The 17,554-nt window shown below is 59.0% G+C and carries 19 protein-coding genes and 1 pseudogene; 9 read left to right on the forward strand and 11 right to left on the reverse strand.

Annotated features, from left to right (window positions below; translation table 11 throughout):
• The first annotated feature begins 211 nt into the window (after positions 1-211).
• A complete protein-coding gene (locus PY308_RS07310; protein WP_275789640.1) occupies positions 212-496 on the forward strand; it encodes a hypothetical protein in 285 nt (94 codons plus the stop codon).
• Positions 497-870: 374 nt separating this feature from the next.
• Positions 871-1,050 carry a hypothetical protein gene (locus PY308_RS07315; RefSeq protein ID WP_275789641.1) on the forward strand — a complete coding sequence of 60 codons (180 nt, stop codon included), beginning with the start codon at positions 871-873 and terminating at the stop codon, positions 1,048-1,050.
• Between the two features lie 93 nt (positions 1,051-1,143).
• On the opposite strand, the gene PY308_RS07320 is transcribed toward PY308_RS07315, so the two are convergent.
• The 3 genes from PY308_RS07320 to PY308_RS07330 form a co-directional block, all read right to left on the reverse strand.
• Positions 1,144-1,689, reverse strand: a complete 546-nt coding sequence (locus PY308_RS07320) for a DUF1254 domain-containing protein (protein WP_275789642.1) — start codon at positions 1,687-1,689, stop codon at positions 1,144-1,146.
• Positions 1,682-2,269, reverse strand: coding sequence for a DUF1214 domain-containing protein (locus PY308_RS07325; protein ID WP_275789645.1), 588 nt, complete (start codon positions 2,267-2,269; stop codon positions 1,682-1,684). Before PY308_RS07325 ends, PY308_RS07320 begins: the two co-directional genes overlap by 8 nt.
• A gap of 81 nt (positions 2,270-2,350) precedes the next feature.
• Complete coding sequence (locus PY308_RS07330; protein ID WP_275789647.1) at positions 2,351-4,585, reverse strand: transglycosylase domain-containing protein; 2,235 nt, start codon at positions 4,583-4,585, stop codon at positions 2,351-2,353.
• 143 nt (positions 4,586-4,728) lie between these two features.
• Between PY308_RS07330 and PY308_RS07335 the strand changes: the two genes are divergently transcribed.
• Together PY308_RS07335 and PY308_RS07340 are read left to right on the forward strand one after the other, a co-directional pair.
• Positions 4,729-5,196, forward strand: coding sequence for a YcgN family cysteine cluster protein (locus PY308_RS07335; protein ID WP_275789650.1), 468 nt, complete (start codon positions 4,729-4,731; stop codon positions 5,194-5,196).
• A 91-nt stretch (positions 5,197-5,287) separates the two neighbouring features.
• The gene (locus tag PY308_RS07340; RefSeq protein ID WP_338051079.1) at positions 5,288-5,905 is read left to right on the forward strand and encodes a LysE family translocator; all 618 of its coding nucleotides are present in this window, start codon (positions 5,288-5,290) and stop codon (positions 5,903-5,905) included.
• 33 nt (positions 5,906-5,938) lie between these two features.
• Here the strand turns inward: PY308_RS07340 and PY308_RS07345 are convergent, their stop codons facing one another.
• Positions 5,939-6,280: an MmcQ/YjbR family DNA-binding protein gene (locus PY308_RS07345; protein WP_275789655.1), complete on the reverse strand. Its 342-nt coding sequence runs from the start codon at positions 6,278-6,280 to the stop codon at positions 5,939-5,941.
• 194 nt (positions 6,281-6,474) lie between these two features.
• Here PY308_RS07345 and PY308_RS07350 point away from each other — a divergent pair, with 194 nt between their 5' ends.
• Complete coding sequence (locus PY308_RS07350) at positions 6,475-7,071, forward strand: hypothetical protein (protein WP_275789657.1); 597 nt, start codon at positions 6,475-6,477, stop codon at positions 7,069-7,071.
• 292 nt (positions 7,072-7,363) lie between these two features.
• Positions 7,364-7,951: pseudogene (locus PY308_RS07355) on the forward strand (terminase large subunit domain-containing protein); the annotation flags it as partial.
• 68 nt (positions 7,952-8,019) lie between these two features.
• Here the strand turns inward: PY308_RS07355 and PY308_RS07360 are convergent.
• From PY308_RS07360 to PY308_RS07380, 5 genes are read right to left on the reverse strand one after another with little or no spacing between them, the layout of a single operon-like run.
• Positions 8,020-8,766: a hypothetical protein gene (locus tag PY308_RS07360; protein ID WP_275789660.1), complete on the reverse strand. Its 747-nt coding sequence runs from the start codon at positions 8,764-8,766 to the stop codon at positions 8,020-8,022.
• The gene (locus PY308_RS07365; protein ID WP_275789662.1) at positions 8,763-10,598 is read right to left on the reverse strand and encodes a phage tail length tape measure family protein; all 1,836 of its coding nucleotides are present in this window, start codon (positions 10,596-10,598) and stop codon (positions 8,763-8,765) included. The genes PY308_RS07360 and PY308_RS07365 overlap by 4 nt, the downstream gene beginning before the upstream one ends.
• Positions 10,599-10,608: 10 nt before the next feature.
• Positions 10,609-11,526, reverse strand: coding sequence for a hypothetical protein (locus PY308_RS07370; protein ID WP_275789665.1), 918 nt, complete (start codon positions 11,524-11,526; stop codon positions 10,609-10,611).
• Positions 11,527-11,529: 3 nt separating this feature from the next.
• Positions 11,530-12,480 carry a major capsid protein gene (locus PY308_RS07375; RefSeq protein ID WP_275783557.1) on the reverse strand — a complete coding sequence of 317 codons (951 nt, stop codon included), beginning with the start codon at positions 12,478-12,480 and terminating at the stop codon, positions 11,530-11,532.
• A 26-nt stretch (positions 12,481-12,506) separates the two neighbouring features.
• The gene (locus PY308_RS07380; RefSeq protein WP_275789666.1) at positions 12,507-13,220 is read right to left on the reverse strand and encodes a hypothetical protein; all 714 of its coding nucleotides are present in this window, start codon (positions 13,218-13,220) and stop codon (positions 12,507-12,509) included.
• 482 nt (positions 13,221-13,702) lie between these two features.
• Here PY308_RS07380 and PY308_RS07385 point away from each other — a divergent pair, with 482 nt between their 5' ends.
• Both PY308_RS07385 and PY308_RS07390 read left to right on the forward strand, forming a co-directional pair.
• Positions 13,703-14,263, forward strand: coding sequence for a hypothetical protein (locus PY308_RS07385; protein WP_275789668.1), 561 nt, complete (start codon positions 13,703-13,705; stop codon positions 14,261-14,263).
• A gap of 57 nt (positions 14,264-14,320) precedes the next feature.
• Positions 14,321-14,896, forward strand: a complete 576-nt coding sequence (locus PY308_RS07390) for a DNA-binding protein (protein ID WP_275789669.1) — start codon at positions 14,321-14,323, stop codon at positions 14,894-14,896.
• Between the two features lie 274 nt (positions 14,897-15,170).
• Here PY308_RS07390 and PY308_RS07395 read toward each other — a convergent pair whose 3' ends face one another.
• On the reverse strand, positions 15,171-15,758 hold the full coding sequence (locus tag PY308_RS07395; protein WP_275789670.1) for a phage virion morphogenesis protein: 588 nt from the start codon (positions 15,756-15,758) through the stop codon (positions 15,171-15,173).
• Positions 15,759-16,351: 593 nt separating this feature from the next.
• On the opposite strand from PY308_RS07395, the gene PY308_RS07400 reads away from it, so the two are divergent.
• The gene (locus PY308_RS07400; protein ID WP_275789672.1) at positions 16,352-16,702 is read left to right on the forward strand and encodes a hypothetical protein; all 351 of its coding nucleotides are present in this window, start codon (positions 16,352-16,354) and stop codon (positions 16,700-16,702) included.
• Here the strand turns inward: PY308_RS07400 and PY308_RS07405 are convergent.
• On the reverse strand, positions 16,699-17,511 hold the full coding sequence (locus PY308_RS07405; protein ID WP_275789674.1) for a DNA adenine methylase: 813 nt from the start codon (positions 17,509-17,511) through the stop codon (positions 16,699-16,701). The two genes, PY308_RS07400 and PY308_RS07405, sit on opposite strands and share 4 nt — an antisense overlap.
• Between the last annotated feature and the right edge of the window lie 43 nt (positions 17,512-17,554).

The raw sequence follows: 17,554 nt of genomic DNA on the forward strand, positions 1-17,554 counted from the left end.
CTGTTGACGGCTGCAGGGTCCTATGCGGCCTTTGCTGTACTACACCTTTGTTTTTGTGTCTTTTCTGAGATCACAATTCCGTTGATGTGCTTCAATAAGCAGAAATGCAGAGAACGGGTTTTCGTTCCCGATGTGAGTCTGCGGGTTGACAGCGGGGAACCAAAGAACGGACGGTGCGTTTCAGTGATGAATTCATGAAAAGGAGCCCCTCATGGTTGAAAATAATTACGCGCCGGGTGTTAACGAAGCTGTCGCAGAAGTCGAAGCCAGCGCTGCGCGCATCGAACTCGACAACCAGATCGCCGACCTGCGAGCGGAAATTTCGCGCTTGACGGAATCTGTTTCGGCAATCGGTGCCGGTGCAAAGAATGTGGTCACCTCGGAGGCGGAGGTGCTGACGGAAAGACTGAAGGACCGGATTCGTGACGAACCCGTGTCGACGTTGCTTGCTATCGCCGGCGTTTCTTTCGTAGTCGGTCTTTTGGCACGCCGTTAGAAACCGATTGGCCTGTTCCATCGGGAACTCTGCGCCGAAGCGATGTATTCTAGTGTGATCGAGACTGACGTTCCGTATTTTGCAGAGCGTCAGTCGGGCTTGCCAAATCACCCCGATTTGCGGTTACTGTTGCCAAAGCGAGATTTCGACCTTTAACGGGCTGTTAACTATCGTGTGGCTCAATCAATTGGCAGGCAGTCGATCGCTCGATTCGCAGGCAATGTTGGGAATGGCATGATCCGGCGAGCCGGGAGAAGGAGTTAACGAGAACGACGCGATGTCTTCGGCAATATCCGGAAGAGCGTCAGCCCGTTAAACGGGCAGGGTGAAATAGGTTCGATAGTTCATCCGTCTCAACCAATGCGGAGACGAGAATGGCAGACATAATCAGACTGGAGGATCGCTTGACGCGGTCGCCGCCAAAACCCTCCCTGGGGCCAGCCGTGGCAAACAGGGCGGTAATCCTTCTGTTTACCGGAATCCGCTATGAGCGGTTGAACGGACAGGCCGATGTGCCACTTCTTAATCCCCCTGATAAGGCCAAGCAGCACTGACGTCGCCTGTCGCTGACCGTTGCGAGCGGGACAGAAGCGGGCCAGGCCGACGGCTTGGCAGAGCTTTTTAAAGGCGATGTCTTTAAGGAGATGTCAGCGCCGGAAGGGTTCGCAGCTCGATTCGGACAGAAAATTGCGTGCCGGCTCCTCGAAGCTGGGCGTCGGTGCCAGTGCACGCAGCACGGCATAACCCTCCTCGTTCGGCATTTCGACCATGATCGACTGCGCCAGGGCTTCAGGCGGGGATTTCCTGAGATCGACGAGCTGAATCGGCGTTGCCAGGACCAGGTCGAGATTGCCGTTGACGGCAGTCTGGTCGTTCATGCTGAAAATCTCGTTTGAATCCGCGTCGTAAATCGACAGTGACCAGAAGGGTACCGAGCCTTTTGCGACGAACCGTGCCGGGCTGGTGCTGACCGAAAATCCGCAGACCGCCACCCGCAGGAAGGGATCGTCATTGGCAAGGCCGGTGGCGCCGGGCTCGTTCGTCAACGGGAAGAAACTGTCCATCTCGTAAAGCCCCAGCACCCGGCTATAGGCATCCTGCCCGGTGAAGCGCGGCAGGGCGAGGATAATGACGATGTGGAGAAGGGCCGCCCCGACGAGACCGACGAGAATGGCAAACAAGAGGCTACGCATTGGTGCAGCCTGTTCGGACGATTTTCGGCATGGTGAGATCGATGACGCCGGATGATCCGGCTGTCGGCGTATCGAGCAGCGTCAGGACAAGCTTGAAGGGACCGACGCGTTGCACGGCAAGCCAGTTCCCGGGCTGCGCGACGGGCGACACGTGGATGACCAGCGAACTGTCGGGCTGCCGCAGGACGGTGCGGGCATTGAGCGCGCCGGGCAGCGCCGGACCTGTCTTTAAGGGACGGTCGCCGGCGTCGGTGGCGTAAAGCGTCCAGAAGCGCGCGGGCGGCGTCACGCCCGTGATATCGTAGGAGCAATCGGCAGACAGGCGTGCGCCGTTGCTGTCCTGTGCCGCCGTGAACTGAAGGCCCTCCGCGCCACCCAGAAGCAGCTTCCCCGCCCGGGCGCGATGCGCCTTGGCATAGGGATCTGTTTTCTCCGTCTGGGCGTCCGGAAAAGCGACCCAGGGACCGAGCGCAATGGCCCCGAAGCCGACGGTCGCTCTCAACGCATAAACCGCCGAGGCGATGCCGGCGCCGAAGGCGACGGACAGGGCAAAGGCGACGAGGAAGGGTATGCGAAACAAAGGCTTTACCGGAAGTTCGTGAGGAAGGCTGGCATGGACATGCCGGCATGATCTGAATATGCGCAAGCATTCGCACCGATATCATCGGCCCCCATTTCGGCCTCCCTTGGTGATTTCGCCGGTTGGGCGCAGGTCGATTTCGGCGACTTTGCCCGTCAGTTCGGCGGGTACCTCGAGCGGGGCGGCGGTGGCGAGTTTCTCGCCGATGGTTTTCAAGAGCCGTGTCACGTCCGAGGAAAGGGAGCGGGGGCGAACGAGCGGCGGCAGGGCGTTTTCGTCCGTTTCGGCGGCGACTTCGGGGTCTTTCTTTTTGGCTGGACCGGGCAGGGGATTGTCGATGCCGGGTATGGCGCGGTGCTCGATGCCCTGCTCGGCATAATCCATCAGCCGCTTGAAGGTCATCGCGGGCAGCGAGCCGCCGGTCATGTTGTTGGTTGAGGTATAGTCGTCGTTTCCGAACCAGACGGCGGTCGTGTAGTCGCCGGTGAAACCTGCGAACCAGGCATCGCGATAGGCCTGCGTCGTGCCGGTCTTGCCGCCGGCGATGATGCCGTTGTCGAGTGCTGCCTTGCGGGCGGTGCCGATCACTGGAATTTGGGTCAGCATGTAGTTCATGCTGGCATTGGCTTTTTCACTGACGACGCGCTTGGCAGGCGGAGCGTCGCGGGTGAAGTCGTAGAGGATGTCGCCGTCATAGTTCAAAATTTGGCTGATGCCGTGGCGGCGCGACTGCATGCCGCCTGCCGGAAATACGGCATAGGCAGTGGCCTGATCAAGCACGGTGACTTCCGACGTGCCGAGCGGCATGGTCTTGTCGGTGCGGATGGGGGTTTCCACCCCCATGTTTTTCGCCGTCCGGGCGATCAGTTCGGTGCCGAGTTCGTCCTTGGCAAGGCGGACCGGCACGGTATTGATCGATTTGGCGATGGCCGTCAGCATGGTGACGCGGCCGGAATAGCTGCCCTTTGAATAGTTTTGCGGCGACCAGCCGCGCCAGGTGATCGGCGCGTCGCTGATCTTCGACTCCGGCGTAAAGCCTTTTTCCATGGCGGCCGTATAAGTGTAGACCTTGAAGGAGGAGCCCGGCTGGCGCAGCGCCTTGGTGGCGCGGTTGAACTGGCTTTCGCCATAGTCCCGGCCGCCGACCATGGCGCGGACAGCGCCGCCATTCTCGATCATGACCAGTGCGCCCTGTTTGACCTTGTAGCTGTCCCCATATTGCCGCAGGCTCGATTCGACAGCTTCCTCCGCTGCCTGCTGCAGCCCCATATCGATGGAGGTGCGCACGATGAGCGAATGCTGGGCAAACGGGGCGGCGATGCGCTGGACCTCGTCGAAAGCCCAGTCGAGGAAGAAATCGGGCGCGCGGACCTGCGCGCGGTCGACCACCGTCGCCGGGTTGAGACGGGCGGCGATGACCTGCCCCTCGGTCATCAGGCCGCCCTGGACGAGATTGGTCAGCACCTCGTTCGCCCTCGCACGGGCGGCAGGCAGGTTGACATGCGGCGCATAGCGGGCCGGCGCCTTGAACAGGCCGGCGAGCATGGCGCTTTCCGCGAGGTTGATGTCGGTGATCTTCTTACCGAAATAGAACTGCGAGGCGGCGGCCGCGCCGAACGTGCCGCCGCCCATATAGGCCCGGTCGAGGTAAAGCCGGAGGATTTCCTTTTTGGACAGGTTGCTTTCAAGCCAGACGGCGAGAAAGGCCTCCTTGATCTTGCGCTCGATGGTGCGCTCGTTCGACAGGAAGAGGTTCTTGGCCAACTGCTGGGTGAGGGTCGAGCCGCCCTGCACCACACCGCCGGCCCGAGCATTTTCGGAGATGGCGCGTGACAATCCGAGGAAGTCGATGCCGTAGTGCTCGAAGAAGCGGCGATCTTCGGTGGCGAGAACCGCCTTGATCAGCGTGCCGGGCAGTTCTTCAATCGGCACGGAGTCCTCGTGGATGATGCCGCGATGGCCGATTTCGTTGCCGTATCGGTCGAGAAAGGTGACGGCGAAATCGCTCTGGCTGCGCCAGTTTCCCTTGGTTTCCTCGAAGGCGGGAAGGGCGAGCGCAAGCATCACCACGGCGCCGGCGGTACCCCAGGTCATGCCTTCATCGAGAATTTCGACGACGGCCTTTTTCCAGCCGCGCACGGTGAAACGGCGGAAGAAGATCGTGATATCTTCCCACCAGACGCTTAAGCGGAAGCCGGCATTCCAGACGGTGGAATCGATCCAGGAGTCGATGCGCAGCAGGATATGGCGCTTCCTGGGCTGCTCTTGCAGGGTCGCGGTCTCGCTGCGGGTGTCGTCATCGTTCGATCGCTGCACGTCGGTTGCGTCCTTGAGGCCGGGCGGGCCGATATTTGCATGGGGCGGCTTTCTATTCTACGCCGATATCGGTAATGAGCCTTAAAATACCGGCAATCTTTTGATCGATTGTCGCACAAATTCAACAGCCGGAAGTCGAATATATGGGCGAGCTGCCCTTTTGGAAGATGAAAAGCCTGGCCGAGATGACGCCTGTCGAGTGGGAAAGCCTGTGCGACGGCTGCGGGCTCTGCTGTCTCAACAAGCTGGAAGACTGGGATACCGGCGAGATTGTCTGGACCAATGTCGGCTGCACGCTGCTGGACGGCGAAAGCTGTCGCTGCAGGGACTATCCGAACCGGCAGGCGACGGTTCCGGACTGCATCCAGCTGACGCCGCTGGAGGTGGAGACCCTGTCCTGGTTACCGCCGACCTGCGGCTACCGGCTGGTGCGGGATGGCGACGATCTCTACTGGTGGCATCCGCTGGTCTCCGGCGATCCGCAGACCGTTCATCAGGCCGGGATTTCGGTGCGCGGGCGGACGATTTCCGAGGACGTGGTCGATGTCGAGGATCTCGAGGATTATGTGGTGGACTGGCCGCTGACGGTGGGGCAGCGCGGCGAGCGGTAGGTGCTGTGACCGTCAATTCAGTGCCGTGTGCGGTGAATAAACCGTATGGCTCCGGGGGCTTCGGGCCTATAGTCGCGGCATGATCGAGCCTGTGTCATTTCTTCCCGTCAATCTGCTGTCGTTTATCCTGACGGCCATCGTGATCGAGATCACGCCAGGTCCGAACATGACATGGCTTGCGGTGATCTCGGCCCTGGAGGGACGCCGGGCGGGGTTTGCCGCTGTCGCCGGTATCGCGCTGGGACTTTCCGTCATCGGCGTGGCCGGGGCTCTTGGAGCCGCCGCGCTGATCCAGTCCTCACCCGCGCTTTATGAAACCCTGCGATGGGCGGGGGTCGCCTTTCTGTTTTATCTTGCCGTCGAGGGGTGGTTTTCCGCCGGGAGGCTGCAGGAAACGCAGGCGGGCAGCTATCGAGGCTATTTCCTGCGCGGCCTGCTGACCAACCTGCTCAATCCCAAGGCCTTGTTGTTCTATATCGCGGTGCTGCCGTCCTTCGTGGCGCCGCAACAGCCGGTCATGCACCAGACTTTGGCGTTGACCGCAGCCTATGTTGCGGTGGCGACTCTCATTCATTCGCTAATCGCCCTGATGGCAGCGCGTCTTGAGCCGGTGCTCAACGATCCGCGCCGCGAGCGGCTGGCACGGCGCAGCCTGTCGGCTCTACTGGCGCTGGTTGCTGTATGGTTTGCACTGACGACGACGCAGTAGCGGCGGATTTTGCCGGGGGCTAGGGCAGAGCGATCAGGTAGCGGAGGTCTTCGCGCCATTCAGCAAGGCTTTTGGTGCAACGTTGCGCCAGGCGATTTCCATTACGTGGCCGATGATATCCTCGTCCGCATCGGCGAAATAGACCGAGGTCCAGCCCTTGAGGCCCCACCCGCCGGGAACGGCCGCGCAGACGCCCGGTTCGGTTTCGAGCAGCATCTTCTGCTGGCCAGGGGTGAACTTGAAGACGGCGCGTCCGGCTTCCGGCAGGGACATGAAGATGCGCTTTCCGACGCGGAAATCGCGCTTTCCGAAATGGGCGCTCTCGATAGCACCCGGCAGGCTCAAGGCCCGCTTTTCAAGGTCCTCGGTTCTCATGGCATAACAGTATCATGCATCGGCGATTGTGCAAATTTAAGAAAATAATCCTAATAGGAAAATAATCCTTGACGGCGTCACGGTCGTTTGATAGGTTCTGGGTATAGTCGGAGAAGTGCGGGTGGATCGGATCATTATCAGCCGGTTTCGTCCTGCGAGCTGGCTTCGACCTTCCCCTCAAGGATAACGCGATCATGGATGATCTGGATTTCGATCCGGAGACCTTTGGCCTTTGGCCGAAGGCGCCGGTTTATGATGGGTTGCGGCCGTGGCGGGCGGGCAGTGAACGTCTGCAAGATCTGGCGGCCGGGGCCATACTCGACAGGAAAGCCGAGGCCTCGCCGCAGGAGAACCTGCGGGACATGCTGAACGGCATGACCAAGGAACTGCGCGAGCAGATGCAGCAGTTTCAGCGATTGCGCAAGCTGGCCGACGAAAAGGCGGTCGAGGCTGGCGAGGAGATCGACCGCAAGCTCGTTCAGGCCGATGCAAAGGCGAGCATCGAAGCCATGTCGGTGATCGTGCGGACGCTGGAAAAGATCGACAGCCTGCAGAGAACGATCGCCCATGACCGGCAGATGCTGGCCGAACAGGATTTCGACGAGGCGGCCTATGAAAAGCTTCAAGCCGAATTCGACGCCAGAATTGAAGCACGGGCCGATGAATTGGCGCGTGAGCGCGGCAGGCAGGCACCGGGACTTGCTGCGGCGGATGGTGCAGGGTGTGCGGATGCCGCAGGATGTGTCCCAGGCGGCGGCCCCGAACCGCCCTCATCAGCAGAACCGGCCTGAACTGAACCGGCCTGAACCGAACCGCCTTGCGCGGCGGCGGGAAGAAGGGCTCCTGCGCAGGAGCGCAAAGATCAAGACATCTCTCGAAAGGGGAATGGCCGGGGTGACCGAAATGCACGACGCCACCCTTCGGCTGCTGACCAAACTTAACAGCAGGGCCGGGACGACACGCTCCACCGCAGAGGCCGTCGATCTCGCCGATCCGCCGACTTCGAGGATTAAGGCCATTTCGTCCGGTGCCGCGCCTGATACCGGTGCGGACCTCTATTCCCTTTCCAGGGCGCGCGAAACCTTGCGACTGCTGCGCGCATGGCCAAACACGGGCCGCGCCGAGCAGATGGCGCCTCAGGGCGACTGGCGGGTCTGGCTTCTGATGGGCGGTCGCGGATCGGGCAAGACCCGGGCCGGGGCCGAATGGGTACAGGAGCTGGCGGGTGGCAGGACGGCTCGGCCGGGCCTCAGAATTGCTTTGCTGGCCGAGACGCTGGGCGATGCCCGCGAAGTGATGATCGACGGCGTGTCCGGCATCTGCCGGATCGCGCGGGAAAACCGGCCCGATTTCGAAACGTCGCGACGCCGGCTGGTCTGGCCGAACGGGACGGTGGCGCAGATTTTTTCCTCCGAGGACCCCGAAAGCCTGCGCGGTCCGCAATTCGACTATGCCTGGTGCGACGAACTGGGAAAATGGAAACACGGGCAGGAGACATGGGACATGCTGCAATTTGCGCTGAGGCTGGGCGAGCGGCCGCAGGCGCTGGTGACGACGACGCCGCGGCCGGTGCCTGTGCTGAAGGCGCTGATTGTGGCGCGGCGGCACCTTTTGGACAGATCGGCACTAGCTTTTAGACAGCGAAATGCGCTCCACTGGCAAACCTTAACGTTTTTACTGACGCGCCGCTGGTGGGTTTGAGTGGCATTAAAAGTAAAACCAGATAGTAACTCTGGCGACTAGGCGACCTTCCGGCCCTGCGCCTTCGCCGCTCTTCGCTCTTTCCGTGAACCGAGAACGGCGACATTCTGGAATAGCCCGAAGGGATTTATGCGCTCGCCTATCGCGTCATTCCACGTTCTGATGGTCTCGACCTTCGCGCCGTTTCGGTCAATGACAGTCAAGTCACACTGTCCGCCGACGCCGAAGAACATGTCGCCGACACAAGCGCCATCGCGCCTGCCGGGTCGCTTGCGCATGATCTCCATAAAGTCCGCGCCCACACGGCGGATATAGTCGGTCAATGTTTCAGCACTGCGCTTCGGAGAGACCAAGGTCGCGTCGGCGGTCGAAAACGACGGTCCAAAACTTTGAATTTCAGGCAGTGCCCGCACCTCAAAACGCTTCTCGCCATTCGTCTGGAAATAGCAATGCTGTCCGCCGTTTTTCGCATCCCAGGCCGCGATGACGAACTGTGTAGCGTTGTCACCAGTGAATAAATCTGGCTGTTCGGAGAGATGATGCACCACACCGTGCAGACCGGCCAGCGTGTCACTCACGCCAATCTCATCGGCCATATGGCAGAGACGCTCTGCCACGACATTGCCAACCGCATCGCTGCCGCGCGATGTCACCGCAAATGACACCTGTTTCGAGGTCGTTACCTTGCAGCCAATCCGGCGAACGGTTCCATCGTCATCGTATGTCGCGCCGTCCGTCAGCAGCATGGCGACATCACCAAAGGCCATCGATATAATACCGCTCATTGATCGTTTCCTTCCACGATTACGAATGTCCCGCCGTCGCCATAGATCGCGTTCTTGATCGGGTTCTTGATGGCCAGCGTGTTCAGTTCGCCCAAAATATTCTTGCCGATATCCTTGAACGTGCTCTCGATGTCCTCAAACCCGTTCAGCGCGGAATCAGAGAGGTCGTCGATGGCGCTACGCCCTACATCGCGGATTTCCTCCCAAACCTTGACCTGTTCGCGCAAACTCTCATTCGAGCGGAGAATGCTGGCCTCATATGAGGAGAGATCGACAGGCAGTCCGGCATTGCGGAGTTGCGAGGCAATGCGCTGCTCGGGCTCAGGACGCCCAATCTGCTCGCGCTCAAACTGCGCATCCGCGCCGATCTTCATCCGGGCTGCTTGGCTTGCGGCATTGGCATAGGCCTCGCCCAGGCGCTCGATTTCGCGGCGTTGTTCGGGCGATGCCCGGTGCCCCTTGTTTTGGACCTCTTGCAGCAAATCAAGCTCGAACCGCAGCCGTTGCGCGGCGATGCCGGTAGCGCCGGACGCCGATGCCTCAAGCCGCATTTGCGCAATGCGTTCTTGCGCCGACTGGATGACATCGCGGTATGACCGGCCGGTGGCCTCGTTAGATTTTACCTCACCGGGCAAACCCTCCATTTCGATGTTCGGTCGCGCTTCCGGAACCGGCCCGATTATTGGCAGATCACCCTTGCCGTAAGGGTCGGCGCTGAAGGTCTTGCTCACGGCTTCGGTGAGCTTCCTCGCGCCGATCTCGGTCAATTCGAGGTTGGCGCGAAGCTCTTTGATCTTGTCAGTCAGAGGGTTTCGGTCCAAAAGATCGCGGGTCTTGTCGAGACCGGTCATGTCGTCGGGCAATGCGACGAAACGGCCCACGCGCTCATCGCCATAGCCTGTCCGCCCCAAGTCAAGGCGGGTGTTGACGGTAGCGGAAAGGTCCGATTTCAGCTGGTGTTGCGCTATCGCCAGTTCGGATCGTTGAACCTCAATCGAGGCCTGAAGCCGCTTTTGCTCCAATTCGAGAAGCGATTGTTTTGCCCGATATTCGCGCTCGCTGTTGGCGATAATGATGGAGGTTGCGGCCGAGCTCGCGTCGGCACCGGCGCGGATCGAGGAGTTATACGTCTCTTGCAGTGAGGTCAGGTCGCCCATCAAGCCTTGCAGCGTTCCAAGCGGGGAGGCCTGTTCGGCCAGCGCACGCGTGGTTTCGCTCACGGCAAGGCCCGCCTCAACTGAATAGGATGCCAGAAGCTTGTAGGCCCCGTATCCCGCCGTGACCGCAACGGCGAGCGGCCCGACAACTCTCGCCGCTGCACCAGCAATCGACATAAAGTCTTTCAATGCTGCATTGACGCCGCCGCTGCCAGCGTAAATTTGAAGCAGCTGCGGCCCCTGCTGTGCCGCGATCATACCGAGAGGCATGCCACCAGCCAAGCTCTGGCCGATGTCGAAATACTGATACCCCGCATTCTGGCGTCTGTACTGCGCCTCGTTGTCGTTGGCGGCTGGCATGGGGCCGTTTGGCACCGGATACGAGGACGGCGACGAATATGGCGATGAAGCGGGAACGGAGGTTGGCAACGAACTTGGCCGCGCAAGGGTCGCCTGATTGATACGCTCACGGACTGCCCGTTCCTGCCTCGCCGCCTCCGCTGCGTTACGTGAGGCGTCGGCATCCCGTTCAAGGGCGGTTGCGTGTTTTCCTAACGCCGCAGTCGCTTCCGTCACCTCGGCCGTGACACCATCCATTTCCCGCTTGACGATTTCCGCCGCTGGTTTGACGGCGGAAGCGTCGGCGCGGAACACCATGTCGAGATTGACGGTCATGTTTTAAACCTCAAAACTTCCGGGCGGAGCTGGTCCGGTTGACATCCGTCCGCTGGCCGGGATCGCGGCCCGCCATGTCCAGCGCCGCCGCAAAGCTGATGTTCTCCCGCGCTTCCAACTCCCTCGCACGACGATAGAGTTCGGACTTGCCCTCATCCACTTCATAGCCTTCCGGCACGGCGATCTTAGCAACCGGCAAGTCACCCGCTAAAGGTCCATCGCCAATATTCATCGCCCCGAAGGAAACCACCTTTGGCTGGCGCGCCAGATAGGACAGGAACCAACCGCGCCGCGTTTCCGGCCGGCCGTCCGCAAAACTTAACGTCTCGCTTTCGTCGAGGCTGGCGGCAAACGAGAGGATTTCACTCTTGAACACCGGCAGGACGCGGCCATCATTGATGAGGCCTTCCAGTTCCAAGGCGTTCAGCCTCTGCTTGAGCGCCTTGTTCTCATCTTGCACGAAGGCAAAATCCAGCACGTCCTGGGCGAAAGAAACCGTCCCTTCGACACCCCCCGAAAACTCCACCGGCTTGAGACCTGCGACTGCGGGCGCTGCCGCACCGAGAAAGCCGATATGCTTGATATACATCTCGCCGGGCTTCGGGTTCGCGGGGCTGTTCGGCAGGAACAGGGACATGGACACCCGCGTATAACGCTTCGCCTTCACCATGTCGGCAAACTCGGCAACCGTGTCCTTCAGCATCGCCTTGAGCTTGCCGCCTTCGACATAGAGGCGCTCGACCCAGCCATAGGCGGGCGCGTCCATTGCCGGATGTCCGATCACGATAGGCGCTGGCGCTGTTTCGGGATCGTAGCTGCTGGCGATCTTCTGGAGCTCAAGTTCCGTGATCGTTGTCGTCTGGCCTTCCACAGGCGAAAATGTTCCCGCCCGAAAGACCTCAATGGGGCCGTAGCTTCCTGTTTTCATGGATCAAGCCGCCGCCGCGCCGGCGTTCTGCCACAGAAAGCCCGACGCGATGCCGGTCAACACAGGCTCCCGCTCATAGGTCACCCCATAGAGGAAAGACCGGGTGTCGCCGTCCCAGCGTTCCTGTTCAACGAACGGATGGCCCTTCAGGGTGTAGGTGTAGCCGTAGGACGGCTGTTCCATTCCCATATCGGTTTTCGGAACATAGGCCAGCACGGCATCCAAACCCCACGCCTCGACAAACGGTGAATTGTCGTCGGGACCGTTGATATAGGCTGCCGTTCCGACCGCAAGGTCTTCGAGCTCGAATAGTCCGGCCAGCATCTTGGACGTGATCGATTCAGCGCTGACATATTTGAAGCGGTCAACGATAGTCGGATGACCCTTCAAGGCGCTGAATACATCGCTGCCGATCACCATCGTGTTGGGGTTCAGACCGCACGAGGTGCGGATTTTCTTCTTGGCAAGTTCGACATCGGCAATCGGCGTACTGTTTGCCCCCGTCCACCGCGCCGCGCCGACAAGCGCCGTTTTGTTCTCCGCCGCATAGTTCGCGGTATTGCGGGCAATCAGCGCCTGTTCGATTTCCAGCGAAAGGGTCAGGACATCCATGACGTTGCTGACGGACCGTCTGGAAAGGTCGATGCCGGGAACCACGGCTGCATCGTCCATATGCTCACGTGGCACCACGGCGTCCAGCGCCTGTTGGGAAAGCGCGAACGGCTTGCCCTTGTAGCCGAACTGGACGCGACCGACCGAAGCGCCAGGCGCACGCTTCGTGGCGTAGTGCCGGAAGCTTTCCTTGCCGAACTCGATGACCTGTCCGCCACGGGCAGGAACGTCAACGGCTGGAAACAGCATATGGCCCACGCGTTGCGCATGGCGGTAGCCCTGCGCAACTCCGGTCAAGACCGGATCGATAACGCGGGCACCTCTGGTATTGAGGATAGTCATGGTTTTCCCTTCTGTGGAAACTGGATTTAAGCGCCGCTGACGCGGTTTTCGTTGGCGGGATGAGGCAAGGTGCCGGAATTTGCGGCAAGGCCCGTTAGAGGGCCGTTAGAATTGGCAGGATACACCGGTGTGGGCTTCAACAGCGCTTCAAGACTGCCGCTCTTGCGATGTTCATCTATCACCAGCGCGAATTCGCTCTCACTGACGCTGAGGCGTCGAGCCCCTTGATACGGTGTCATTTCTTTTCGGCGGACCATCCCCGCGACCGTCTCGAAGCGGTTAAGCCGGGCTGGATCGATGTGAAAATAAACGACACGATTTCCGCCAGTTTTTTTGTTTTTGAAGATGCCTTGCAAGCCAAGCGTTTTCAGGAGTGTGCGAAGCCATCTGTTGCTGATGCCGAGGTGTTGCGCCACTTCGGCTGACGTTTTGCCTTCGTTTGCGGCTGCGCGAATATACTCGGCGCGTCCTGCATTATGGTCGATTGGCAAAGCCGGTATGTAGACTTGCTCACATGCGAAAGTTTCGGATATAGCCTTCGCAGCGTCCCATCCCACGGCTTTCGTCAACCAATGATCGTCGCTCAGCCGACGCGGGTCAGGAAATCTTGTTTCCAGACCGCCGCACTCCCTTTGCAATTTTTCAAAGGCCTCGGCTCCCACAAGTTCAAACAAATGCGAGGTCGAGGTATCGGGATTGGAAGAAACGATCTGTCTGCTTTTGATGCCAATCTGCTGCATGTCTAATCCCCGGAAAAGCCACCTGTAAGGAAGTAGGTTCCGGCGCCCAATGACGCGACCGGAACTCACTTCCGCGCGCGCGCACGCGCACACGCGACGATGGTGCGCCAATCACGGCATTCCCTTCGCCACACGGTTGTTGTGATCGGCATGACGGTCGGGGATTTTCATACTTTCACCCGGCCGTCATGCCACTTGTAAAATCACCAAATCAGCGTTAGAAATTGATCACGGGCGTAGAAACCCATTACCTACGGTGCTCAAGCACCACTGAGACCGGCAACGGTTACATGGTGCTTTTTTGTGTCCGGTTTCCGGGCAGGTCGTATTCGTGCGGCCGGGAGGGCATGGCATATGTCCAGGGCGAAAGCCTAAAGGTCATGCTGCCGTCCGTAGGCGGTTTCTAACTCCCGGCTCTGTCGCGATGGTCGCACAGAGCTTGCCAAAAGCGCCTTAGAAAGCGCGGCCTACGGAGACCGACCATGAACACCTACAATCACAGCTATGAAGACATGCGCGACGTCATGGATGCGCTGGAAAATACCGTCCATGCCCTGAAGGGATTTTCTACCCTTCTCAATATTTCGCTGCAGAATGCTGGCGGCGATCTGCAACATGACACCACAGGCATTTCGATCCTGCTCAATCACCAAATCAGCGATCTGGACGATATCCGGCGCGGCCTTCAAGTCGAAGTCAACGCGATCCGCAAAAGCAAGTTGGTCCTTACAAGCCCGCGTCACGCTGCCTCGGTCTACGGCCTTCCTGTAGCAACCGTCATCGGAATAACCCGCATGATGACCGGCGTCGGCCTCGAGAGCGAAGGTGACACGTCCCCCGCCGCCGAAGAGGAAACCGCAACCAACCCGAAGCAACTCCGCGACGATATCATTGCCGAACAGCTCAAGGCAGGAGTCAGCGAGGCTGAAATATCGCAGGCGATTGGCGTTCGCAAAACAGCGATCGAGCGCGTGAAGCGGAAGTTGGAGGCTGACGAACTGCCAGACGGACAATCACCCGATCAAACAGCCGTCAACGGCTGATCTCACAAGGCGCGGTCCCCGGATCGCGCCTTTCCTTTTTGCAAATCAGGTGAACCCATGTTTGGTAACGATAGTCTTGAGCTCACAGTGAATGTGTCCGCCTCGGAATGGGCCTACGCCCAAAGGCGTCTGACCTATCTTGAAACCCTCCTCCTGCGGATCGTCCGCGACAAGGCCCATATCCAAGAATGGTACGACGCCGCCGAACTGGCGGCGCTCCGTCTCCCCGGCCTGCCAGACAGCAAGACAGGGATCACGCGCAAGGCGACCATGGGCAACTGGCGGCGGCGCACTTTGAAGGACCGCAAGGGCAGGCGCTACGTCTACCACGCATCCAGCTTCCCGGCCCGCGCTTTCGATGCCCTGATAGCCCGGCTTCTCGACTTGCCGCCCGTGGATGCCGATATGGATGGCGTCTTTGCCCTGCCGGTGGAAACCCCGCCGCAACATCCGCCAATGCCGGAAAACACCGCACCGGTTTGGGTGCTTCCCCTGATGCGCCTCATGAAGGGCGAGGCGAACGGCAACCTTGGCAGGGCATGGCAGGCCCTGCCTGCGCATCTCCCAAAGGGCATTGCTTTGCCGTCTGTCCGCGAGGCAGCAGAAATCCTCGTTAATCTGGGCTTGGCCTAGCCGCCCATCAATTCCCCCACGTCCCAAGGTTCAAAATCAAGTGGCAATTTTTGCCGTTTGATTTCGGCCGTTGGTTTTTGCCGTTTGATCGCCTCATCACCGGTGGCAGACGGCAAATTTTGCCAACTGGCAAAAATTGCCGCTTGGCAAAATCAAAGGCGCAAAAATTGCACGTTTGATCCGTTGGTCAGCATGAAACAGCAACGGCAAATTTTGCCATTGCACGGCAGGTTTATGCAAACGAAAAAATTTCGTTTGCATAAACCACTACTGCTTAGCTCAAATCGGGATTCTCCGACAACAGCCACTCTTCCGCTATACCGACGATGATCTTTTCATCGTCCTCGGATGCTCCAAGATAGGGCCGGGCGGGGATATGGATGACGTGAGCCTTGACGGTTACGTCGCGCGCAAAGTTGCTCTTCGATTTCCGGCGAAACCTCTGATCCAGCGTATCGGTCTTGGCGTCATAGCGCTGGTAGATCGTCTGCTGCCGTTCCTCCTTCTTGATCTCGCCGCCAAGCTGGTGAATAGCGGCGTGCGGCACCGGCGTTCCGAGCCGCGCCTCCTCGTTGGTCGCGACCATGTTGACGGACCCGGCCAGACGGCCACGGGCTCGCAGGATCGTTATCGGCACCTGGCCCAGTTTTTCGCGCTTGGCAATTGTCTTCGGCATGAGGCGCTTCCAGGGAACGCCCTCCGGGCTGCGCTCAAGCCGGAAGTTGTCGGCCGTCGAATTCAGAAGATGCTCGCCCACATTTTTGTAGAAGCCCTGCCGGTTCGACATACTGGCAACCAACCGGTTGACCGCATCGCGAGCTTCCTTGCTTTTCAGTTCCAAAGTGTAAACGATTGGGCTCATACCGTGAGATATACTATATTAAACCAAAAAACACGATCTACTAATTTCGGACCTTAACCGGGCCGAACGGCTAGAAATTCAATAAATTATCATTTAGATACAGTATATTAACCGAGGTCCGAAATCCTCGTTTAAGGTCCGCAACGTTTTCGGACCTTAAAACATCCGCCGTCGCTTTACTGCCAAGGATGCGTATCAGTTCGATGCCAGACCTTAACGCCGCATACTAGACGCGGTTCGGCCAGAATTATGAAGTCTGCACAATGGGTTAGGCAAGGTCGGGCATTTTCGGCCAAGGTAGGGCAAAATGCCCGACCTTCCATCGGCAGCGCATCACATTGAATCATCAGACGCAAACCGTGAAAAGTATTCGCCAGCCAATACTGCGTTCCCACCTCGGAGTCTCCGAGCATACGGCAACGTGATAATTTAAATAAACATTTTCAATAGCTTGTCTTAAGTGGGAACTTTGCCTTTGAGGTGGGAAGAGATTTCCCACCTCAAACAGCCGCAATTGTTCGGCATGCGGCCCTCGGCTCGTACCGTCCGGCCTCTCTTGCTCACAAACCTCGAAAAAAGTTCTTTCTGATCAAATGCTTGATGTCTGCGCAGCCTTGCGCGATTTTTGCTGCCAAAATGCGCGATTTGTCCAGAAGGTCGCGCAGAATTCGCTCACTTTCATCGCCCTTTTTGCATTTTCCCGCGAGATTATTTTCTACTCTTTTTTATTTTATCGCGATGAAATCGTTAGTGTTTTCGTCTTGCAGGCTGACAATGGTCCGTGTCCAGAAGGTAACACCCCCCTACACAATGCAGGGAATCTGGCGCCGGGTTTTCTCGACGCCATGGCCGGGCGCTACGGCGGCACGCGCCTCGGTGTGGCGCGGCGGCACCTTTTGGACAGATCGGCATCAGCTTCTGGACGGCAAAATTGTCCGCGCTAACGTCCGAACGACGTGATGATCAACTCCCGAGCCGGTGTTCCTTTGCCCCCGCCGACTGAGTAATTCAGCTCCGCCTCGGCAAAGGTAAACTCCCTGAATATCTTTCGTATCGGCTGCACGTCGTTGATGGAAACAATGAACGATCCTCGTATGCCCGAGAGCTTTTCGGCCATCAGTTCGAATTGCTCAGGGCCAAACAAGGCCTTGCCGTAGTCGTCCTCGTTCCCGAAATATGGTGGATCCAGATAGAAGAGTGTCTCGGGACGATCGTAGCGATCGATGAACGCTGCCCAGTCGAGGTTTTCGATTACCACTCCTGAAAGGCGCTCATGGACGTCCTCCAGGAGTGGCGCGAGCCGGTTAAGATTGAAGCGGGCATCCCGGCTCGTATCGACGCCGAAAGTCTGGCCCGAGACCTTGCCGCCGAATGCCAGCTTTTGCAGATAGAGGAACCGGGCTGCCCGCTCCAGATCGGTTAGGGTCGCGGGGTCGCAAGCTTTCAACCGAGCAAATTCCTTGCGCGATGTAATCTGAAATTTGAGGGTGTCCATGAACTGCGGGTAATGCCGCTGCAAGATCCGGAAGAGGTTCACAACCTCGCCATTGCGGTCGTTGATGACCTCTGTCCTAGGCACGCGTCTGCGGCGGAAAAATACGCCACCCATGCCCACGAAGGGTTCGGCATATATATTGTGTGGTGTTTGAGAAATCCTCTGCACAAGGCGCGGGGCCAAGGTGCGCTTTCCGCCGATCCACGCGGCCGGAGGCTGAGTGTTCAGGACGTCTCTCAATTGGGCATCGTTAGGCATTTCATACTTTCGGGGAATCAGTCACAGAGAGGTGCCCGCAAGG

The sequence above is a fragment of the Pararhizobium gei genome (assembly GCF_029223885.1).
GTDB lineage: Bacteria > Pseudomonadota > Alphaproteobacteria > Rhizobiales > Rhizobiaceae > Pararhizobium > Pararhizobium gei.

Bases quoted from the DNA above. Each gene is read 5' to 3' on its own strand.
- PY308_RS07310 (WP_275789640.1), top strand. From the start codon at position 212: ATGGTTGAAAATAATTACGCGCCGGGTGTTAACGAAGCTGTCGCAGAA.
- PY308_RS07315 (WP_275789641.1), top strand. From the start codon at position 871: ATGGCAGACATAATCAGACTGGAGGATCGCTTGACGCGGTCGCCGCCA.
- PY308_RS07320 (WP_275789642.1), bottom strand. From the start codon at position 1,689: ATGCGTAGCCTCTTGTTTGCCATTCTCGTCGGTCTCGTCGGGGCGGCC.
- PY308_RS07335 (WP_275789650.1), top strand. From the start codon at position 4,729: ATGGGCGAGCTGCCCTTTTGGAAGATGAAAAGCCTGGCCGAGATGACG.
- PY308_RS07345 (WP_275789655.1), bottom strand. From the start codon at position 6,280: ATGAGAACCGAGGACCTTGAAAAGCGGGCCTTGAGCCTGCCGGGTGCT.
- PY308_RS07350 (WP_275789657.1), top strand. From the start codon at position 6,475: ATGGATGATCTGGATTTCGATCCGGAGACCTTTGGCCTTTGGCCGAAG.
- PY308_RS07360 (WP_275789660.1), bottom strand. From the start codon at position 8,766: ATGAGCGGTATTATATCGATGGCCTTTGGTGATGTCGCCATGCTGCTG.
- PY308_RS07365 (WP_275789662.1), bottom strand. From the start codon at position 10,598: ATGACCGTCAATCTCGACATGGTGTTCCGCGCCGACGCTTCCGCCGTC.
- PY308_RS07370 (WP_275789665.1), bottom strand. From the start codon at position 11,526: ATGAAAACAGGAAGCTACGGCCCCATTGAGGTCTTTCGGGCGGGAACA.
- PY308_RS07375 (WP_275783557.1), bottom strand. From the start codon at position 12,480: ATGACTATCCTCAATACCAGAGGTGCCCGCGTTATCGATCCGGTCTTG.
- PY308_RS07380 (WP_275789666.1), bottom strand. From the start codon at position 13,220: ATGCAGCAGATTGGCATCAAAAGCAGACAGATCGTTTCTTCCAATCCC.
- PY308_RS07385 (WP_275789668.1), top strand. From the start codon at position 13,703: ATGAACACCTACAATCACAGCTATGAAGACATGCGCGACGTCATGGAT.
- PY308_RS07390 (WP_275789669.1), top strand. From the start codon at position 14,321: ATGTTTGGTAACGATAGTCTTGAGCTCACAGTGAATGTGTCCGCCTCG.
- PY308_RS07395 (WP_275789670.1), bottom strand. From the start codon at position 15,758: ATGAGCCCAATCGTTTACACTTTGGAACTGAAAAGCAAGGAAGCTCGC.
- PY308_RS07400 (WP_275789672.1), top strand. From the start codon at position 16,352: ATGCTTGATGTCTGCGCAGCCTTGCGCGATTTTTGCTGCCAAAATGCG.
- PY308_RS07405 (WP_275789674.1), bottom strand. From the start codon at position 17,511: ATGCCTAACGATGCCCAATTGAGAGACGTCCTGAACACTCAGCCTCCG.